A 19,585-nucleotide genomic window follows, 5' to 3' on the forward strand; every position below is an offset into this window, starting at 1 on the left:
CCCTTTATGAAAACGATTCCTTATATTACTTTATTTTTATCTTTACGCAACCGTTTTCATAAATCTATTTTAATAAAAGCGTTTTCACTTTGCAATAGAAATTTATTTTTTTTCATAAAAAAAGATGCTCAAAGAGCATCCTTTTTTATTATGAAATGCGATAAACCCTTGTTTCATAAGGTTTTAAAGCAATTGTTGTTACTTCTTCATGTTCCGCAACTTCATAGTTATTTAAAAGCAAACGTTTGCGTTCTAGTGCAAATGAACCCTCATTATACACAGCTTCCTCTTTTGAGATATTACTAATTACAATGACTTTTTCATCCTGTAACGTACGTGTATATGCATAAATTTGTGGATCGTCTTCTAAAAGTAAATCGTACGTACCATAGTTCAGTACATCGTGCTCTTTTTTCAGGGCAATCATTTTCTTATAGAAATTGAAAATAGACTTTTCTTCATTTTTTTGCTTTTCAACATTAATTTCTTTGTAATTTGGATTCATGCTAAACCAAGGTGTACTTGTTGTGAAACCAGCATTCATCTCATCATTCCACTGCATAGGTGTACGTGAATTATCGCGGCAAGAAGCCCATATAATCTCCATCATATCTTGATGTGGTACGCCCTCTGCAATCTTCTCGCGATATAAATTTTTAATTGCTACATCATCGTAATCTTCAATATTTGGTAACTGAACATTTGTCATACCAATTTCTTGGCCTTGATAAATAAACGGTGTACCGTGCATAAAGAAATACATCGCCCCTAGAGCTGTTGCACTTTCACGCCAATATTGTTTGTCATCTCCCCATGTTGAAACGATACGTGGTTTATCGTGATTCTCAATATATAAAGCGTTCCATCCTTTATTTTCTAATCCTTTTTGCCATTTCGTTAATACTTTTTTCAATCCTACAACATCAAGGTCTTTCTTCTTCTCTGCATCCCATAAACTTAAATGTTCAAACTGGAATACCATATTGAACTTACCTTGCTCTTCTCCAACCCAAAGCTCAGCATCTTCAATCTTAACGCCATTTGCTTCACCAACAGTCATAATATCGTACTTAGAGAATGTATTTTCTTTTAGCTCTTCTAATAAAGGTTGAATACCTTTCACATTCATATGTTTATCAAAAGATGGCACATATTTTAACTCTTTTGGATTTGGCATATCCTTAAAGCCTTCTTCTTTTTTAATATGACTGATTGCATCAACGCGGAAACCATCAATACCTTTATCAAGCCACCAATTAACCGTATCATATAGTACTTCGCGAACTTCTTTATTCTCCCAGTTCAAATCTGGTTGTTTACGTGAGAATAGATGTAAATAATATTGTTCTGTTTCTTCATCATATTCCCATGCCGAACCATTAAAAATACTTTCCCAGTTGTTTGGCTCCGCACCATCTTTACCATCATGCCAAATATACCAATCACGCTTCGGATTATCTTTAGATGAACGTGATTCAATAAACCATGGATGTTCATCACTCGTATGATTAATAACTAAATCAATAATTAGCTTCATATCACGCTTATGAACTTCATCTAGTAAAGCATCAAAGTCTGCCATTGTACCAAACTCATCCATAATATCTTGATAATCACTAATATCATAACCATTATCATCATTAGGCGATTTATACATTGGACAAATCCAAATTACATCTATACCTAAGTCTTTTAAATAATCCAGTTTTGCAATAATACCTTGTAAATCTCCAATACCATCACCATTTGAATCCATAAAGCTTCGTGGATAAATTTGATAAGCAACCGCTTCTTTCCACCATGTCTTATTCATAGTCATTCTCTCCTTTTGCATCCCATCGGAATTTTATGCAAACGTTTTCGTAACACTATCATAACAAAATATGAACAGTTTGCAACTGTTTTCATTGAACTCTATGTAGATTCTTTATTCTTATGCTTTATTTATTTCTCACAAAGGTAAATCTCATTCTTCACCTCTCCTTGTCCACGCGTATTACAGACATTTTTCATATATTAATAAAAAGCTCTGATTATTTTAGAAAGGAGTAATAAATTGAAGCAAACAAAATTAACAGGTCGTATCGTTGTTCCCACAGATCCTGACTACGACGTAGCCCGAATGAATTTAAATTTAAGTATTCCAAAACTCCCTTGTATTATTGTTTTTTGTCAAAATAACAAGGATATCTGTAACGCCTTAAAATGGGCACGTGAACGTCATATACCATTTCGGTTAAGAAGCGGACGTCATAGCTATGAAAATTTTTCTCTTTTAAATAGAGGACTTATTATTGATGTGAGTGAAATGCATCGCATTACTGTTAATACAGAGAAATTAACAGCAACAATTGAGGCTGGTGCAAATCTTGGCACTGTTTATAAAGAACTTTGGAATTACGGTGTTACAATTCCTGCTGGTACAAGTGCAAGCGTTGGAATTGTTGGATTAGCACTTGGCGGTGGTATTGGTATGCTTTCGCGCTTATTTGGATTAACATGTGATCAATTAATGGAAGTGGAAATGGTACAAGCGTGTGGAAAATTTGGTGTAAAACTCATTCGTGCAAATGAACAAGAGAACTCTAACCTTTTTTGGGCATGCCGTGGTGGCGGTGGTGGCAACTTCGGAATTGTCACTTCCTTAACTTTTCGAGTCCACCCGATAAAAAATGTATCAATTTTCTCAATTACATGGGAATGGGACGACTTTATTGCTGCATTTCAAGCGTGGCAAAACTGGGCACCTTATATAGATGAACGTCTCACTTCATCGATCGAATTATTCGCCAAGCAACGAAATAAAATCAAAGCACAAGGCGAGTTTGTCGGTTCTCCCTCTGAACTCCATTTCCTATTATCCCCTCTTCTTGAAACTGGTAGCCCCTCTCTCTTTATAGAAGAAGTTCCTTATATAAAGGCTGTTGAATTTTTTAATGGCGGTAACATCCCTGAAAATTTCAAGCGCTCTGGTTCCTATGTCTATAAACCTATTCCCCTTAAAGGCATTCAAATCATGCAATACTTTCTTTCTCATGCCCCAAATAAAGATGCTAGTATTTGGCATCAATCGCTCATAGGTGCTGTTGAAAATATTTCGCCGAATGAAACGGCTTATTTTCATCGTAAAGCAATTATTGCTCAAGAATACATTACCTCTTGGAAATGCGATGATGAAGAAAATCGAAATATACGCTGGGTTAAAGGTTTACGAGAAAGCTTAGACCCTTATACACTAGGTGATTATGTTAACTGGCCCGATATCGACATTAAAAATTGGCAAACTAGTTATTATGGCTCTAACTTTCACAGATTGCGTAAAGTAAAAACTATGTATGATCCTTGTAATGTTTTTCATTTCCAACAAAGTATTCCTCCTTTTCATACGTGAAAAAGGGGATAACATAAAAAAATCATCCAATATGCCGTTACCTCGCAGTATGTTGGATGATTCAAGTTGATTTTCTATATCGTTTCAAATGATTGCTCCTACTCATAAGCTTTCAATTACGAATTAATTGTATTTCTCATCATTTTCATGCAATAAATGTAATTTAATATTTGGTACTTTATCTTTTTCAATACCTCTATTATAAGAAACAGGAACTTGAAATTCGAATTGCTTTGTCTCGTGTTTTTGTAAATAGACTGGTTTCGGTACTGGATAGCTTTTTGAATTCTCGTTTGCATTATCATATAAAACAACTTTTAATGCTTGTGAATGATTACGATAATTTTTTAAAGTAACAATGCACTTCGGTTGGATATTCTCTCCTTTTTTCTCCATTCTACACTGGCTATCTTCTTTTTTATATTCTATTGCTTCTACCCCTGTTTTTCCTGCGTAGTACCATGTTTTATTCAATGTCTGGAGGATTGTATTTAAAATAAACGGCATCATTACAATCAAAATACTAATGCCTACTACTTTTATCTTATTCGTTTTTCTAAATGTACTAGACTCCTTTTTTCCTAGCCATTTTAAAAATAATATAAATGCAATTACATGTAGTATGAAAGAAACAATCAATATATTTGAGACTTTATAATCCATATAAACATACGTATGTATCGGAACCCTATAGACGTTGAATAGTTTTTCCCCAATTAATTCATTATCATTTGGAATTTTTAATAATAACAAAACCCCTATACTGTAACAAATAGCTACTAATCGATCATACTCAATACGAATCATTCTTTCTCCCCTTCACTTTGTTTTTTATTATCGATTTTAGCTATTATTACCATACTATACAATCTTTTTATAGAGGATAACGTAAAAAAGTTCCTTATAAATATATAAAGAACCTTATTAATATACATTATGAATTAAAAAATTAATATACAATTTTCACATAGAAATTTCTTCAAAATATGTTGGATCATGTATTGTAATTTTTTTATCTAAAATTGTAACAATGCTCTCATTTTTTAATTGTTTTAATACGCTGCTAACTGTCTCTCGAGATGTTCCAGATATTTTGGATATTTCAATTGTTGTAAGCGGACATGAAATTACAATCTTTTCCCCACTCTGTTCTCCTAAATCCTGCATTAAATAATTTAACGTCTGGATAACACGATCTTGTGCATTAGGAATTGTAATATTTTGCACTCGATTTTCGTTCAATTTTAATATAGATGATAATTGCTGAACAACGTACATCAATTGCGTTTTGCTAGATTTTACCACATCTTCAAAGATTACCGTGGGAATATAATATACTTCCACATCCGTCATCGCTTCTGCTGTATAGTTATATCCTCTGTCTGTAAACATACCACCATAAGGAAAAATAGAATACCGCTTTACATAGTCATCGTATAATAAGTTCCCATTTTGATTAACCCGCTCTAACTTTACAAAACCATCTAACATAAAGTAGATTCTTTCCCTTGAATCCCCTTCTAAAAATAAAAATTGACCTTTTTTATAAGTTCGCCAATAAACAAACTCTGTTAACCCTTTCAATTTTTTTTCTGTTAAATGAGCAAATAATTCGAACTGCTTTAGGTCTTTCACTACGTTCCGTCTATTCATAAAATTCCCTCTCTCTTGCTGTATGTTGGAGCGAAAAATCAAGAAAGCGTATTCAATTTGAATTTTATCATAATTAACTTATATATTCAGATCTCATCATGAAAACTTTATGAACAATGAGTACAAAAAATATTAATAAATAAAAAGAATGAAGTTATTAACCTCATTCTTTTTTTACTACTAAGTAGCGTACATAATAATTTAAACATACATGCATACATTCTGTTTTGAAATAATAGTACCAGCTTTTTCTTCTAGTGCTTCATATACTTTTTCTAAAGACGTAATAATTGTTTTTCTTTTTGGATTTGTGTTAACAAAATTAATAGCAGCTTCAATTTTTGGAAGCATGCTTCCCGCAGCAAATTGTTGTTCTTCAATATATTCTTCTAATTGATTCACTGTGACATGCTCTAATTTTTTTTGATTCGGTTGATTATAATTTACATACACATGATCAACTGCAGTTAAAATAACGAGCGTATCGGCATCTACTAATTCTGCTAATTTCTGCGCAGCGAAATCTTTATCGATAACCGCTTCAGTTCCTTTTAACCCTTCTTCGGAATCAATTACTGGAATTCCACCCCCGCCAACACCTATCACTATGTTTCCATCTTCCACCAAAGAATTAATCACTTTATGTTCATGAATACTTACAGGCTTCGGTGATGGAACAACACGTCTCCATCCTCTACCAGCATCTTCTTTAAACACTGCTTTCGTTTCATCCATTAATCTTCTGGCCTCTTCTTCTGTATAAAAAGGACCAATTGGTTTAGTTGGATTTTTAAATGCCTCATCTTTTTTATCCACAACAACGCGCGTTATAACCGTTGCTACATCTTTTTGTATATTCCGTTTTTTTAATGCCTTTTCAATCGCATTTTCCATCCAATATCCAATCATCCCTTGGCTCATTGCCCCACAAGTATCTAATGGCATTGCAGGTGTCTTTTCCGTTTCTGCAGCTTTTTGCTGTAATAAAATATTCCCCACTTGTGGGCCATTTCCATGCGCAATTACTATATCCACATCATTTTCCATTATTTTCACAAGTTGTTCTGCCGTTTTTTCCAACGCTTCTTGCTGCGCTCCCGCAGTAGCTTCTCCAGACTGTATCGCATTTCCCCCTAGTGCAACTACAATTTTTCTTCGTGCCATATTTCAGCCCTCCAGTTCATTTCGCTTTCACAGCGCTTTATAAAGTAATACTGCCTGTAATTAATCCATAAATCGCAAAGAATGCTAAAGCACCAATTGCTACGGATGATGCTAATTCCACTCGAGTAAATATTTGCTTCGAACTCTTTTGCTTTTGAACATTGTAAAAAATAAAAATACCTGGCGCATATAAAGTCATTGTTAATAATAAATACTCTAAACCAGCTGCATAAACTAACCACACACCATAAATACTTGCTATCAAACCAATTATTATATTTTTATTTCGATCTACTTCTTCAGATTTTAAGCTATGCTTCAGTTGATAAAATGCTGAAAAAGCATATGGGATTAAAATAGCTGAAGATGCTAAAGAGAATGCAAAGTTATACGCCTGATCAGAAACGACGAATGTTAACAAGAATATTTGTATTAAACCATTTGTTATCCATAATGAATTTACTGGAGCCTTATTTTTATTTTCTTTTGCGAACCATTTTGGAAACACTCCATCTTTAGCCGCTAAATATGGAATTTCAGAAGCGAGCAAAGTCCAACCTAACCAAGCACCTAATACAGAGATGACCAAACCTAAATTAATAAAGATAGCACCCCATTTTCCAACAACACTTTCAAATAAATAAGCCATAGCCGGATTTTTCAAACCTGCAATATCTGCTTGCTGCATAAGTCCAAGAGACAATAATGTGATTAAAATGTAAATGATGAGTGTACCAATTAAGCCAATAACGGTTGCTTTCCCTACATCACTTCTATTTTTTGCTCGACTGGATAAAACAACAGCCCCTTCTACCCCAATAAATACCCATAAAGTTACAAGCATTGTACTTTTAACTTGGCTGCCAACTGCTCCCCATGAAAAAGAACCAGTTTGCCCCCAAAATCCATCTAAGAACGTATCAATATGAAACGCGAAGATTCCTATGACAATAAATACAAATACAGGTACTAATTTTGCGATTGTAGTTACTAAATTCACAAGTGCTGCTGATTGAACTCCACGTAAAATTAACATGTGAACACACCACAATAATACGCTTGCACCAATAATGGATTCTACATTTTGACCGCCTTCAAAGATCGGGAAGAAATATCCTAATGAAGAAAATAATAATGTACCGTAAGCTACATTCCCAAGCCAAGCAGATAGCCAATATCCCCACGCACTATTAAATCCCATAAAATTACCAAATCCTGCTTTTGCATAACTAAAAATACCACCATCTAAATCTGGCCGTTTTACAGTTAGATTTTGAAAAGATAATCCGAGTGCAATCATCCCAATTCCTGTTATAACCCAACCAATAATAATGGCCCCCGCACCAGCACCTTTTGCCATATCACTCGCTAAATTAAATGCTCCACCGCCAATCATAGACCCAACTACAAGAGCCGTTAGTGTAAACAACCCTAATTTCTTATCTTCACCCATTCCACTCACCTCTCTTTAATTGCAATAACAATACAAAAGCAATAGTGAATGATAGTGTCTAAAGGAGGAGAAAGAAGAAAGGAAGACTCCCTTTCTTCTTTACTCCATGTTTCCTAAAGTAGCTGCCATAACCGCTTTAATTGTATGCATTCTATTTTCAGCTTGATCAAATACTTTTGAATGTTTACTGCGGAATACTTCGTCAGTTACCTCCATTTCTTTCAACCCATATTTCTCGTAAACTTCTTCGCCATACATCGTTTCAACATCATGAAATGCAGGTAAACAATGTAAGAAAATCACGTTTTCATTCCCTGTTGCTTTAATCATTTTCATATTTACTTGATAAGGTTTCAATAACTCGACACGTTCAGCAAATTTTTCTTCTTCCCCCATAGACACCCATACATCTGTATAAATTACATCTGCATTCGCAACAGCTTCTTCCACATTACTTGTTATCATTACCTGTTCATTATATTTTTTTGCTAAATCAATTACTTCTTGTGCAGGCCATAAAGATTCCGGTGTACAAATACATACATCCATTCCAACGATTGCTCCACCAACTAGTAAGCTATTAGCAACATTATTTCGTCCATCGCCAACGTAAACGAGCTTCACATTTTTCAATTTCCCTATATGTTCTCTAATTGTTAATAAATCTGCTAGTGTTTGTGTTGGATGCCACATATCTGTTAATCCATTCCAAACCGGCACACCAGAATTTTGTGCTAAAGATTCTACAGTTTCATGATTAAATCCACGAAACTCAATTCCGTCAAACATACGCCCTAACACTTTTGCTGTATCCTCTACAGATTCTTTTTTCCCAAGTTGAATATCACCTTTCCCTAAATATTCAGGATTTGCCCCTAAATCTGTACATGCTACTGTAAATGCACAACGCGTACGAGTAGAAGTTTTTTCAAATAAGAGCGCTACATTTTTACCTTCTAAATAATGATGCGGAATACCATTTTTCTTTTTCTCTTTTAATTCTGCTGCCAAATCTAGAAAATATAACAATTCTTCTTGTGTAAAATCTTTTTCTGCTAGAAAGCTTCTTCCTTTTAAATTCGGTCTAGTCATTAACATAATTCATCCCTACTTTCTCCGTTATTTATACTAAATATCTTTACGAACAATTGGCATACTCATGCAACGTGGACCCCCACGACCACGAGATAATTCCGAACTTAGCACTTCAATCACTTCTATACCGTGTTCACGTAATAACGTATTAGATACATAGTTGCGATCATATGTAACAACTACACCTGGCGCAATTGCTAATGTGTTCGAGCCATCATTCCATTGTTCACGAGCAGAAGCAATTACATCTCCTCCTCCACATGGAATAAGAACTAATTCACTTAAGTCTAATACCTCTTTTAATGCTTCCATTAAAGAAGTACGATGTGTAATTTTAAGAGTTTCCTCATCTGATCCTTTTTCTAAAATATAAATATTCATATTCCCTTTTGGCCCTTGAATGGCTGGATGAATTGTAAACTTGTCATAATCAACCATTGTAAATACTGTATCTAAATGCATAAATGCTCGGCATTTTGGAATTTCTATCGCTAACACTTTCTTAATTTTATTTTGTCGGCTAAAGAGATTTTTAGCTAAACGTTCAATTGCTTTAGCTGAAGTACGAGCAGATACTCCAATCGCAATTGTTTCTTCATTTAAAATTAGCTCGTCGCCACCTTCAATTGGAAATTTATAATCACGATCTAACCAGATTGGTACATTATGTTTTGCAAATCTTGGATGATATTTGATGATATACTCCATGAATAATGATTCACGTCTACGCGCTGGTTCTCTCATCTTATTTATCGTTAAGCCATCGCCCACGCTAGCTGCTGGATCACGAGTAAAATATAAATTAGGCATTGGATCTAAGTAAAACGGATAATGATCTTCCATTAATTCATATAAATGTGTCTTCTTACTTGTTTCAATTTCACTTTTCCGTACACCGCCCATAATTTTTTGAATTAATTCTTCATTTGAAAAGGAAAGTAAATATTCTTTTAAAGTTTGATGTGCAACATTTACGTCGGCCTGTCCTTCTTTTAAAATACGATCAACAAATTCTTCTCGAAGTTTTTTATCTACTAACGCCTCAGCAGCTAGTTTTTCTAAATAAAGAACTTCAACACCCCGATTGCGTAACGTTTGTGCAAAATAATCATGCTCTTTTTGAATAATTGGCAAGTATGGAATATCGTCAAATAATAATTGCTGCAAATAATCTGGCGTCAAGTTTTCCACTTCTTTACCCGGTCGTTTTAATAAAACCGTTTGTAATTCTCCAATTTCTGAAGTAACATGTATCGGATGTTTCATTTGTTGTACCTCCTTTTAAATATGTTTGATGTCTTACAAGTACATAATAAATGCTCTGCACTTTCATCTTTGTGAAAGCATCCACATTATCATTGTGAAATATTAAACAAGTTATTTTTTTAAAATCATACGAATATGTATTTTTATACCAAACTATCTCGCTTTCTCAGTAAAAAATACATATATTACGCATATACTTTGAATATTTAACTTCCGTATTTAAACAAAAATCCTGTTTTTAATTTTATTAAAAACAGGATTTTTGTATCTAAATAATTAAATTTAATCTTTCTTCTATAATCTCCCTATCTGATTTCGACTGTGAAATTATAAGGCATGTATCATTTCCACATATACATCCTATTTTTTCTTTCCAATCTAACTCATCAAATAAAACACCAATAACATGTGCATTACCAGGTAATGTTTTAATAACCATTAATTGATCTACACAATCAATTTTCACAACAACTTCTCGTAATTTTTTCTTTAACTTTATATCAGTTTGTAAATGCTCTTCTGAGAAAACTTTATATATCATTAATCCTTCTTGAGAAGGTACCTTCGTTAAGTTTAACTCACGAATATCGCGAGAAATCGTAGCTTGTGTTACTAATACATCTTTTTTTGCTAACAATTCTACTAATCTTTCTTGCTTATCTATTTCATACTCCTTTACAAATTGTTTAATTAACCGTTGTCTTTTTTCTTTTTTCATAAAAGACACCCCTTTTAATATTATAGCTCGCTATAATTTTCATCCGAAAGGGACAGAAAAGAATGTTGCGGAAACGTTCATAGTTTAACTATAAATATTAAATTAAGCTAAATAAAAAAGAGAAGAACAGCATTCTGTTCTTCCTTTTACATTGAAAATCGTTCAATTGTTTGTTTCAAATCAGTTGCTTGCTTCTCTAAATCCTTTAATAATTGATCGATTACTACCATATTTTTAGACTGTTGTAGCGTCACACGCGCCACTTCTTGCGAACTGGCTGACGTTTCTTCAGCAATTGCTGCTACAGCTTTTGTTTGTGCTCCTGTTTGATGAATGTGGCTCACTTGTTCATTCATATAACTACTGATTTGCTGAGTTGCATCGGCTACTTCCATAACACTTGATGACATTTCTTTTAAAATTAATTCCGTAACTTCCCCACTTTTCGCCTCTTCTTTAGCTATTTTCACTTGTTCTGTCATTTTCATTGCAACTTGTTGTACTTCATCTTGCATATTCCGTAATAACTGCGATATGTTTCTTGCAGAATGATCACTTTCATCAGCAAGTTTACGTACTTCTTCCGCAACAACCGCAAAACCTCTTCCATGCTCTCCTGCGCGAGCTGCCTCAATAGAAGCATTTAGTGCTAATAAATTCGTTTGGCTAGCAATCGCACTCACAACAGACACAATATGTTCTACTTGTTTCATTCGTTCTTCTAACTTCTGTACATTTTGCATTGAATTTTCATTTTCTTTTGCCAATGTTTGAATACCTTGAATTAAAGACGTAAAGACACGAGTACTATGCCCTAAAGCTTGAACCATTTCTGAAGACAACGTATCAGACTGCTTCGCTTTTTCTTCTACTTCACTTGCAATAGACGTCGTTGTATCAACAGCAGAAACAATTGCTTGAATTGATGCCGCTGATTGCTCAGCGCCTGAAGAAATCTCTGCAAGTGTCTCAGATACACCTTGCGCTTGTCTCGTTGCTTCGCCTGTTTGTTTTCTAATCTGCTGTACTTGATTATTTGTATACGAAAATGTTGTATCAATATTTTTTACCATGCCCCTTAAGTTTCCTAACATCATATTAAATGCAACACTTAAAGATTTAATTTCATCATCTGTCTTCGGTAATGGAACATCTTCACGAATATCACCCTCAGCTGCTTTTCTTGCCGCTTCCTCTAACTTGCGAAGTGGTTTAATTAAAAATACGGCTGCTCCATATGCTAAAATTCCAGACCATACTACCCCTAATAACATAACGATAATATTATATAGAGTTTGACTTACATAACTTTGAAAATAATCGTATATCACGTAAATAAAAAATATACTTGTTGAATATGTAATAAAAGCTAAAACTGTAGTGAATAGCATAAGTTGTGTACGTAATCCAAAAGAAAATGTTTTTCTTTCTTTTTCCATCTTTCCTTTCCCCCTTTTTATAAGCAATATAAATACTACCTATATATTATTATCCATATTTTCATTATAGAAGGATATAGAGATTTTAAAAATATTATTTCTTTGAATATCAAATTGCACGAAAAAAATAAAGGATTCTGACAATTTATGACTAATAACAGAAATAAGGGGCAACATTTGTAAAATATATTTTTAACTGGGGGTTTTGTATGATTCAAGTTCGAAATCTAGTAAAATCATTCGGTTCACTTGATGTGTTAAAAGGAATTGATTTAGAAGTAAAAGAAAAAGAAGTTGTTGTTTTAATTGGTGCCAGTGGTTCTGGTAAAAGTACATTACTTCGCTGTCTTAACTTTTTAGAAATGTACGATGAAGGTGAAATCCACTTACAAAGTGAGCGAATTGATCCAAAGCATTCAAATTTAAATAAAGTCCGTGAAAATGTCGGTATGGTTTTTCAGCACTTTAACCTCTTTCCTCATATGACCTCACTAGAAAACATCATAGAAGCACCTATTCACGTAAAAAAATTAGAGAAAGCAAATGCAAAGGATATTGGAAATCAACTTCTCCAAAAAGTCGGCCTTCAAGATAAAGCGGATGTAACTCCTCATCTTCTTTCAGGTGGTCAAAAACAGCGCATTGCCATTGCACGAGCTCTTGCAATGAGCCCTAAGATTATGCTATTTGATGAGCCTACCTCAGCTTTAGACCCTGAACTTGTTGGAGAAGTATTGCAAGTTATGAAAGAACTTGCTGAAGAAGGGATGACAATGGTTATTGTTACTCATGAAATGAATTTCGCAAAAGATGTAGCTGATCGCGTCATCTTTATGGACGATGGAAAGATTGTAGAAGATGCTCCGCCAGCACAATTCTTTTCAGCTCCATCACATGAACGAGCGAAACAATTTTTACGCAACGTTTTATAATGTAACTTCTGTTTCAAACGAAAAGGAATACATTCATACGGTGCACAACTAATCATCCAAATAAAATATTTCAATAACATACTAAAAAACCATCCGTATGATCAATATATAGGAGGGGTTTTATGAAAAGAAAACTATTAACCATTGTTGCGAGCATTACACTATGTACATCCTTCATACTAGGAGCTTGTAGCAAAGAAAGTTCTACTACTTCATCAAATGGTGAAAAAGAATTTCGCTATGCGATGAGTGGATTATACAAACCTTTTAACTATAAAGAAAATGACGGCAAACTTGTCGGTTTTGATGTAGAAATCGGTGAAGCTCTTGCTAAAAAGATGAACATGAAGGCTACGCCAGTTACAAACCCATGGGAAACGCTAATTCAAGGTCTTCAAGCGAAGAAATATGATGTAATACTGGGTAGTATGGCAATTACAGAGGAGCGCTTAAAAGCTGTTAGTTTCTCAAATCCGTACTATCGCTCTGGCGCCCAAATTTTTGTAGCTAAAAAGAATACCGCTATCTCTTCTCCAGAAGATTTAAAAGGTAAGAAAATTGGTGTTGTAAAAGCTAGTACCTTTAAAAATCTTGTTGCAAAATATACAGATCAAATCACAGAATATGACAGTGATATTACTGCTCTTATGGATTTAGAGCCTGGGCGTGTTGACGCAGTAATTACGGATCAAATGGTTGGTCTACGTATGATAAAAGAAGGAAAATCGAATATAAAAGAAGCCGGAAAACCATTAAATCTTGATGAAATGGGAATTGCTATTCGCAAAGATAATAAAGAAATGGTTGAGAAAGTAAATAAAGCGTTAGATGAAATCATTAAAGATGGTACGTATGATAAGATCAGTAAAAAATGGTTCGGACGTAATATTCTTGGTGAAGAGGAAAAAACGAAGTAAGTAAGTTAGCCATTCAAAAGATTCATAAACAGTGCCCCACTGATTAAGTGTTCATTTTATGTGGGGCATTTCATTCTCTACTAAAATCTATACAATATGAGGTGAAACGCATGTTTGAAATTTTTATCTCTTCCTATCCCACACTCTTAAAAGCTACTATTGTCACATTACAATTAACATTAACTTCCCTAGTACTCGGTTCATTAATTGGATTATTATTCGCTTTCTTTCGAATCTCTAACAATAAAGTTTTAAATAGTATCGCTCATGTCTACATTGCTATTATTCGTGGTACACCTTTAATTGTTCAAATTGCCATTCTCTATTTTGGAATTACATCTGTTGTTGTTTTCACCCCTTTTTGGGCAGGAGCAATCGCTTTAGCAATTCATAACGGTGCATATATTACGGAAATTTTCCGTGGATCTATTCAATCCGTTGACCGAGGACAATTAGAAGCAGCTCGCTCTTTAGGCATGCCTTATCCTTTAGCTATGCGACGAATTATATTACCACAAGCATTTCGTCTGTCTCTTCCTCCTCTAGGAAACCAATTTATTATCGGATTAAAAGATTCTTCACTTGTTGCTTATGTAGGAATGTCCGAATTATGGGGATCGGGTTTATCAATTGCAGCAGGTAACTTCCAACAATTAGATACTTACATAATCGTTGGTGCATACTATCTCGTACTTGTTCTTCTATTTACTTATTTTGTTAATCTTTTAGAAAAACGATTACAACGAAAAGAAACTAACTCCTTCCAAGTCAATAAAAAGAACAAAAAGGAAGTTTCTTTATAAGAAAAAGCAAGCCTGAGATGGCTTGCTTTTTCACTGCAAAAATATATTAATTTTTACTGATTTATTTTTTTAATACTCTCTTTTTCTTCTATATGTTCCTCACGATATGAAATATTATGAGGGTCTAAGCCATTTCCTAAAGAACCGTAGAAATGCTCTCTATGCGGATCAACTAATTCACTTCCGTGATAATACACACGTGGTGTATTCCAAAGTGCTGCCAATGCTTTTGTCATCGGCATTTCGTGATAACGTTCCGGCCACATTTCTTTAATCTTCTCTTTTACTAACGGATAGTATTTAGAGCTCATAGCAGGGAACAGATGATGTTCTGTATGATATGAGAAATTGAAATGCAAAACGTCTACCCAGCGCGGCACTGTTACTGATAAGCAGTTTGCTAACGGATCATTTACTGGAACAATTGGATTTAAGCGGTGATTTGTTGCGATATATGCCATTACAATAAAGTTAGCAATTAACAACGGAATGACATATGCAAATAACCATTTTCCAGGTCCCATAATAAACAATAAACTAATCCAAACTGTCCAAGGCAAAAGAAGTTGAAGCCATACAGATTTTTGATTGGATGACTTGAACTCTTTTATAAAATGAAAGAACATTCGAGTCGAATGCAATGTAAATTGAATTGTTAGTGACAGAAAACTAAAGAATGAACGTACATGTAGAGGCATACGATATACCCAACTCAAAAACTTACTCTTCTTAAGTTTCTCAAGTGTCGGCCATGCATCCGGATCATTCTCTTCATGCTGTGTATGAACATGATGCGTTGCATTATGCCACTTTCTCCAAAGCTTTGGCCCTGTTGATAATGGCATAAATGCAATCGCTCCTAAGAAGTCACGAAGCCATGCCTTTCTTACAACAGTTCCATGTAAAATTTCATGCCCTAAAAATCCTAGTGAAGCAAAACATAATCCAAGAACAATCGCAATTCCTAGATTCGCCCACACATTCAATTCAAATACACCAATCGATATTAATCCCGACAATGCCACAAGCAAATAAGCCAATCCACCAAATAAACGAGTAGGCACTGGTTTAAATGCTTTTTTCGGCAAATGTGGTGATACACGTGCTGCATACCACCCAAATGTATGAAGCTCCTTCATCCTTTTGCCCCTTTCTTATGCCGCGCCTTGCGCAACTTACATATATCAATTCTTGCTTCCAGATTGATTTTACTAAATGATCCAAAAAGCATGTATTATAAGGAAAATATACTCACTCTATCGTCACTTATTTTTCGCTTTTATTATCAATGAAAAACATTTCTCTTTTTACTCTCTATCAACCTTTCCACATGATGAATCATAACAATAGAATTTCTATATTGTCAACAACTTTTATGACCTAGTAATAAAAGTTGGTTATATTTTTATAATCATACTTTATTTCACTAAAGAAAATGTATATATTACATAAGGATTTATCCACTATCTATAGACATTTTCTTAAACGCCATAGACCCTATCTCATTCAATAAATATCTATGTAATCAACAAACAGAATCACTTGAATTTAGTTTTATATAAATCCTACTTCTTCATAATGCCCCACCTAATTAATTATATTAAAATAATTTATAACCTCTTTTAATAAAAATAGACTTCTTCTAAAACAGCACACATGAATTTCATATAATATGGAAATATTAAAAGGAAAATTGTTCTAAAATCAGGAGGTTTCAGCAATGACAAGTGATACATTTCCACAACTGCCGCTATCTTATTGGATTGAATCTACTCAGTTTCCTACTTTCCCTCGTTTATCCGAAAATATAAAGGCGAAAGTTGCTATTATCGGTGCTGGTATTACAGGTATTACTACTGCCTATTTACTTGCAAAAGAAGGCATCGATGTTGTTTTAATTGATTCTGGTCGTATTTTAAACGGGACGACTGGGCATACAACAGCGAAAGTAACAGCACAACATGATCTTATTTATGATGAATTAATAAATCACTTCGGTGTAGAAAAGGCCGGGCTTTACTATGAATCAAATAATCAGGCTCTACAATTCATAAACGAAACTGTTCAAACATATAAAATCGACTGTAATTTCTCAAATGAAGATTCATATTTATATACAACTACTGATAACGGATTAAGAAATTTATCGAAAGAATATGAAGCTTATCAAAAATTAAATATACCTTGTGATTATGTTCAATCTCTATCGATTCCTATTCCAGTACAATCTGCACTTGTCATGAAAAATCAAGCACAATTCCATCCCCTTCTTTATTTAAAAACACTTTTAGAAAAGTTTGTGGAGATGGGTGGAAAGGTCTACGAACAAACAACAGCTATGGATGTGGAAAAGGGAGATTATCCACAAATAATTACAAAAGAGGGCCATCATATCACTTGTGAATATGTTGTCTCTTGTTCACATTTTCCTTTTTATGATGCGAATAGCTTTTTCTTTACGCGAATGTACGCAGAACGCTCCTACGCTCTTGCAATAAAAGCCAAAACAGATTATCCAGGTGGCATGTATTTAAGTATTGATGATCCAAAGCGCTCCTTACGCTATATAACAAACAATGGAGAGAAATTAATTTTAATTGGCGGAGAAAGTCATAAAACAGGACAAGGAATAAATACGATGCTTCATTATGAAGCACTCTATTCTTTTGCTGAAGCAACTTTTGGAATAGACGAGGTTCCTTATAGATGGTCAGCACAAGATTTAATCACTCTAGATAAGCTTCCTTATATCGGACATATTAACGAAAGAAATCCAAATATATTTGTTGCAACTGGATATCGCAAATGGGGAATGACAACTGGAACTGCTGCTGCTCAGCTACTGAAGGACTCCATCCTAAAAGTCCACAGTCCCTATAAAGAACTGTATGCACCATCACGCTTCCATGCAAATCCAGATATAAAAACGTTCCTCTCCCAGAACATTGATGTTGCGAAACATTTAATTGAAGGAAAGATCGAAACCGCATTACGTAAGCCAGAAGATCTCGAAGTTGGTGAAGGATCTGTCGTACATGTTAACGGTAAACGAGCAGGTGCTTATAAGGACAAAGAAGGAAAATTACATATCGTCGATACAACTTGTACACATCTCGGCTGTGAAGTTGAATGGAATAATGGTGATTGTACCTGGGATTGTCCTTGCCATGGTTCTCGTTTTTCAATTGAAGGAGACGTTCTTGAAGGTCCAGCAGATCAACCGTTAAAACGAGTTGATAATGAGTGAACAAATAAAGAAGTTCAACATAATTACTGTTGAACTTCTTTATTTGTTATAAAACCTTTTCAGATAAATTTCGACAAAGGGAGGAAAATATTAACATTAAATAAAATAATATATTCATCTACAAATTAAAAAGGGGGGGAATATTATGCAGCCTTCAGCTCCACCTCATCTAGAATCTACAGAAACTATCTTTTCAAGCTCTATTACAAAACTTGTTGTTTTTATTTGTTGGCTAGCCATTTTAGCTGATGGATATGATTTAGGTATTTACGGTGCCGTTCTACCAAAGCTCCTAGAAGACAAAAGCTGGGCGCTATCACCATCGCACGCTGGCACAATTGCAAGCTATGCTTTATTTGGGATGTTTATTGGGGCTATTCTAGTTGGAACGATTACAGACCTAATTGGACGTAAATGGACGCTTATATGCTGTTTAGCACTTTTTTCTATCACAATGGGTTTAGCGGCTATCGCTCCTTCTCCTGAGTTATTTGGATTATCTCGATTTATAGGAGGAATCGGATTAGGCGGTGTTATCCCAACAGCTTCAGCACTTACTGTTGAATATTCACCCAAAAAAAGGCAATCTTTTATTTATGCTCTTATGTTTACTGGCTATCCTTTAGGTATCGTGTTAGGTGCTATTTTGTCTATGTTTATGTTAGAAGATTTCGGATGGAGAATTATGTTTGGTATCGGAATGATTCCACTACTCCTCATTCCTTTCATTATTCGCTATTTACCTGAGTCCATTCAATTTTTATTATCACGTAATCGCCAAGAAGAAGTGAACCAAATTCTTAATCGTTTTCCAATTGAATTTCATGTGAAAAATAAAACTCATCAAGCTCCATCTACTATACAAAAGAAAAATGGATTTACTACGTTATTCTCAAAAGAATACATAAAAGCAACGCTACTTTTTTGGATCACTTATATAATGGGAATGTTTTTAATATACGGCTTAAATACTTGGTTACCACAGATGATGCGTCAGGCGGGATATCCTCTTGGATCTAGTCTGTCATTTCTACTTATGCTAAATATTACCGCAGCTATCGGTGCATTATTCGCTGGAGCAATTGCCGATCGTATAGGAGCAAAAATTGTTATTAGCATCTCGTATCTTATGGCAGCCATATGTATCGGACTATTAACAATCAAACCATCTGTTACAATCATTTATCTTTTAATTGGCCTTGCTGGTATTGGATCGGTCGGTATTACTCAAATATTAAATGCATATGTAACACAATACTTCCCATCACATATCCGAGCTACCTCCTTAGGCTGGGGATTGGGGCTTGGCCGAGTTGGTGCAATTGCTGGCCCTATTCTCGTCGGTATTATTATGACAATGCAATATGACTTATCATGGAATTTTTACTTATTCTCCTTTGCAGGTCTTATCGCAGCTATATCTGTTTTCTTCATTCCTACAAAATAAAAAGAGCACAAACTTACTGAACTGCACCCCAATTGTTAGACACAGTCTAACAATTGGAGG

The 19,585-nt window shown here is 34.4% G+C and carries 15 protein-coding genes and 2 pseudogenes; 6 read left to right on the plus strand and 11 right to left on the minus strand.

Features of this window, described 5'->3' with window-relative positions; all coding sequences use genetic code 11:
- Positions 1-148 precede the first annotated feature (148 nt).
- The gene (locus N2V92_RS05410; protein ID WP_001044700.1) at positions 149-1,813 is read right to left on the minus strand and encodes a glycoside hydrolase family 13 protein; all 1,665 of its coding nucleotides are present in this window, start codon (positions 1,811-1,813) and stop codon (positions 149-151) included.
- 243 nt (positions 1,814-2,056) lie between these two features.
- Here N2V92_RS05410 and N2V92_RS05415 point away from each other — a divergent pair, with 243 nt between their 5' ends.
- Complete coding sequence (locus N2V92_RS05415; protein ID WP_016078584.1) at positions 2,057-3,391, plus strand: FAD-dependent oxidoreductase; 1,335 nt, start codon at positions 2,057-2,059, stop codon at positions 3,389-3,391.
- Positions 3,392-3,514: 123 nt separating this feature from the next.
- Here the strand turns inward: N2V92_RS05415 and N2V92_RS05420 are convergent, their stop codons facing one another.
- The 9 genes and pseudogenes from N2V92_RS05420 to N2V92_RS30000 form a co-directional block, all read right to left on the minus strand.
- On the minus strand, positions 3,515-4,198 hold the full coding sequence (locus N2V92_RS05420; RefSeq protein WP_016078583.1) for a hypothetical protein: 684 nt from the start codon (positions 4,196-4,198) through the stop codon (positions 3,515-3,517).
- Between the two features lie 156 nt (positions 4,199-4,354).
- On the minus strand, positions 4,355-5,044 hold the full coding sequence (locus N2V92_RS05425) for a Crp/Fnr family transcriptional regulator (protein WP_001081908.1): 690 nt from the start codon (positions 5,042-5,044) through the stop codon (positions 4,355-4,357).
- Positions 5,045-5,245: 201 nt separating this feature from the next.
- Positions 5,246-6,208 carry a carbamate kinase gene (arcC, locus tag N2V92_RS05430; RefSeq protein WP_170264975.1) on the minus strand — a complete coding sequence of 321 codons (963 nt, stop codon included), beginning with the start codon at positions 6,206-6,208 and terminating at the stop codon, positions 5,246-5,248.
- Between the two features lie 37 nt (positions 6,209-6,245).
- The gene (arcD, locus tag N2V92_RS05435; RefSeq protein WP_000503413.1) at positions 6,246-7,661 is read right to left on the minus strand and encodes an arginine-ornithine antiporter; all 1,416 of its coding nucleotides are present in this window, start codon (positions 7,659-7,661) and stop codon (positions 6,246-6,248) included.
- Positions 7,662-7,760: 99 nt separating this feature from the next.
- Positions 7,761-8,759 (minus strand): ornithine carbamoyltransferase, encoded by a 999-nt coding sequence (argF, locus tag N2V92_RS05440; RefSeq protein ID WP_000930288.1) that lies wholly within the window; start codon positions 8,757-8,759, stop codon positions 7,761-7,763.
- Positions 8,760-8,789: 30 nt separating this feature from the next.
- Positions 8,790-10,022 (minus strand): arginine deiminase, encoded by a 1,233-nt coding sequence (gene arcA, locus N2V92_RS05445; RefSeq protein WP_000682343.1) that lies wholly within the window; start codon positions 10,020-10,022, stop codon positions 8,790-8,792.
- A gap of 268 nt (positions 10,023-10,290) precedes the next feature.
- Complete coding sequence (gene argR / locus N2V92_RS05450) at positions 10,291-10,740, minus strand: arginine repressor (RefSeq protein ID WP_000711822.1); 450 nt, start codon at positions 10,738-10,740, stop codon at positions 10,291-10,293.
- Between the two features lie 146 nt (positions 10,741-10,886).
- Positions 10,887-11,459 (minus strand): annotated as a pseudogene (locus tag N2V92_RS29995) (methyl-accepting chemotaxis protein); the annotation flags it as partial.
- 369 nt (positions 11,460-11,828) lie between these two features.
- Positions 11,829-12,179: pseudogene (locus N2V92_RS30000) on the minus strand (HAMP domain-containing protein); the annotation flags it as partial.
- A gap of 209 nt (positions 12,180-12,388) precedes the next feature.
- Here N2V92_RS30000 and N2V92_RS05460 point away from each other — a divergent pair.
- From N2V92_RS05460 to N2V92_RS05470, 3 genes are all read left to right on the plus strand, one after another.
- Complete coding sequence (locus N2V92_RS05460) at positions 12,389-13,111, plus strand: amino acid ABC transporter ATP-binding protein (protein WP_016078581.1); 723 nt, start codon at positions 12,389-12,391, stop codon at positions 13,109-13,111.
- A gap of 122 nt (positions 13,112-13,233) precedes the next feature.
- On the plus strand, positions 13,234-14,028 hold the full coding sequence (locus tag N2V92_RS05465) for an ABC transporter substrate-binding protein (protein WP_000823756.1): 795 nt from the start codon (positions 13,234-13,236) through the stop codon (positions 14,026-14,028).
- A 47-nt stretch (positions 14,029-14,075) separates the two neighbouring features.
- Positions 14,076-14,831 carry an amino acid ABC transporter permease gene (locus N2V92_RS05470; RefSeq protein WP_003255986.1) on the plus strand — a complete coding sequence of 252 codons (756 nt, stop codon included), beginning with the start codon at positions 14,076-14,078 and terminating at the stop codon, positions 14,829-14,831.
- Positions 14,832-14,884: 53 nt separating this feature from the next.
- Here N2V92_RS05470 and N2V92_RS05475 read toward each other — a convergent pair whose 3' ends face one another.
- Positions 14,885-15,970, minus strand: coding sequence for a fatty acid desaturase family protein (locus tag N2V92_RS05475; RefSeq protein WP_000661228.1), 1,086 nt, complete (start codon positions 15,968-15,970; stop codon positions 14,885-14,887).
- Positions 15,971-16,551: 581 nt separating this feature from the next.
- On the opposite strand from N2V92_RS05475, the gene N2V92_RS05480 reads away from it, so the two are divergent.
- Both N2V92_RS05480 and N2V92_RS05485 read left to right on the plus strand, forming a co-directional pair.
- Complete coding sequence (locus N2V92_RS05480) at positions 16,552-18,078, plus strand: FAD-dependent oxidoreductase (protein WP_000199973.1); 1,527 nt, start codon at positions 16,552-16,554, stop codon at positions 18,076-18,078.
- Between the two features lie 145 nt (positions 18,079-18,223).
- Positions 18,224-19,525 (plus strand): MFS transporter, encoded by a 1,302-nt coding sequence (locus N2V92_RS05485; RefSeq protein WP_016078580.1) that lies wholly within the window; start codon positions 18,224-18,226, stop codon positions 19,523-19,525.
- Positions 19,526-19,585 lie beyond the last annotated feature (60 nt).

This window comes from Bacillus sp. CH_48 (assembly GCF_038008465.1).
GTDB classification, from domain to species: domain Bacteria; phylum Bacillota; class Bacilli; order Bacillales; family Bacillaceae_G; genus Bacillus_A; species Bacillus_A thuringiensis_S.

What these genes read in the sequence shown, in the direction of transcription:
- argF (WP_000930288.1), bottom strand. Translation starts at nt 8,759, where the DNA reads ATGTTAATGACTAGACCGAATTTAAAAGGAAGAAGCTTTCTAGCAGAA.
- arcD (WP_000503413.1), bottom strand. Translation starts at nt 7,661, where the DNA reads ATGGGTGAAGATAAGAAATTAGGGTTGTTTACACTAACGGCTCTTGTA.
- N2V92_RS05465 (WP_000823756.1), top strand. Translation starts at nt 13,234, where the DNA reads ATGAAAAGAAAACTATTAACCATTGTTGCGAGCATTACACTATGTACA.
- N2V92_RS05485 (WP_016078580.1), top strand. Translation starts at nt 18,224, where the DNA reads ATGCAGCCTTCAGCTCCACCTCATCTAGAATCTACAGAAACTATCTTT.
- argR (WP_000711822.1), bottom strand. Translation starts at nt 10,740, where the DNA reads ATGAAAAAAGAAAAAAGACAACGGTTAATTAAACAATTTGTAAAGGAG.
- N2V92_RS05420 (WP_016078583.1), bottom strand. Translation starts at nt 4,198, where the DNA reads ATGATTCGTATTGAGTATGATCGATTAGTAGCTATTTGTTACAGTATA.
- arcA (WP_000682343.1), bottom strand. Translation starts at nt 10,022, where the DNA reads ATGAAACATCCGATACATGTTACTTCAGAAATTGGAGAATTACAAACG.
- N2V92_RS05480 (WP_000199973.1), top strand. Translation starts at nt 16,552, where the DNA reads ATGACAAGTGATACATTTCCACAACTGCCGCTATCTTATTGGATTGAA.
- arcC (WP_170264975.1), bottom strand. Translation starts at nt 6,208, where the DNA reads ATGGCACGAAGAAAAATTGTAGTTGCACTAGGGGGAAATGCGATACAG.
- N2V92_RS05410 (WP_001044700.1), bottom strand. Translation starts at nt 1,813, where the DNA reads ATGAATAAGACATGGTGGAAAGAAGCGGTTGCTTATCAAATTTATCCA.
- N2V92_RS05475 (WP_000661228.1), bottom strand. Translation starts at nt 15,970, where the DNA reads ATGAAGGAGCTTCATACATTTGGGTGGTATGCAGCACGTGTATCACCA.
- N2V92_RS05460 (WP_016078581.1), top strand. Translation starts at nt 12,389, where the DNA reads ATGATTCAAGTTCGAAATCTAGTAAAATCATTCGGTTCACTTGATGTG.
- N2V92_RS05425 (WP_001081908.1), bottom strand. Translation starts at nt 5,044, where the DNA reads ATGAATAGACGGAACGTAGTGAAAGACCTAAAGCAGTTCGAATTATTT.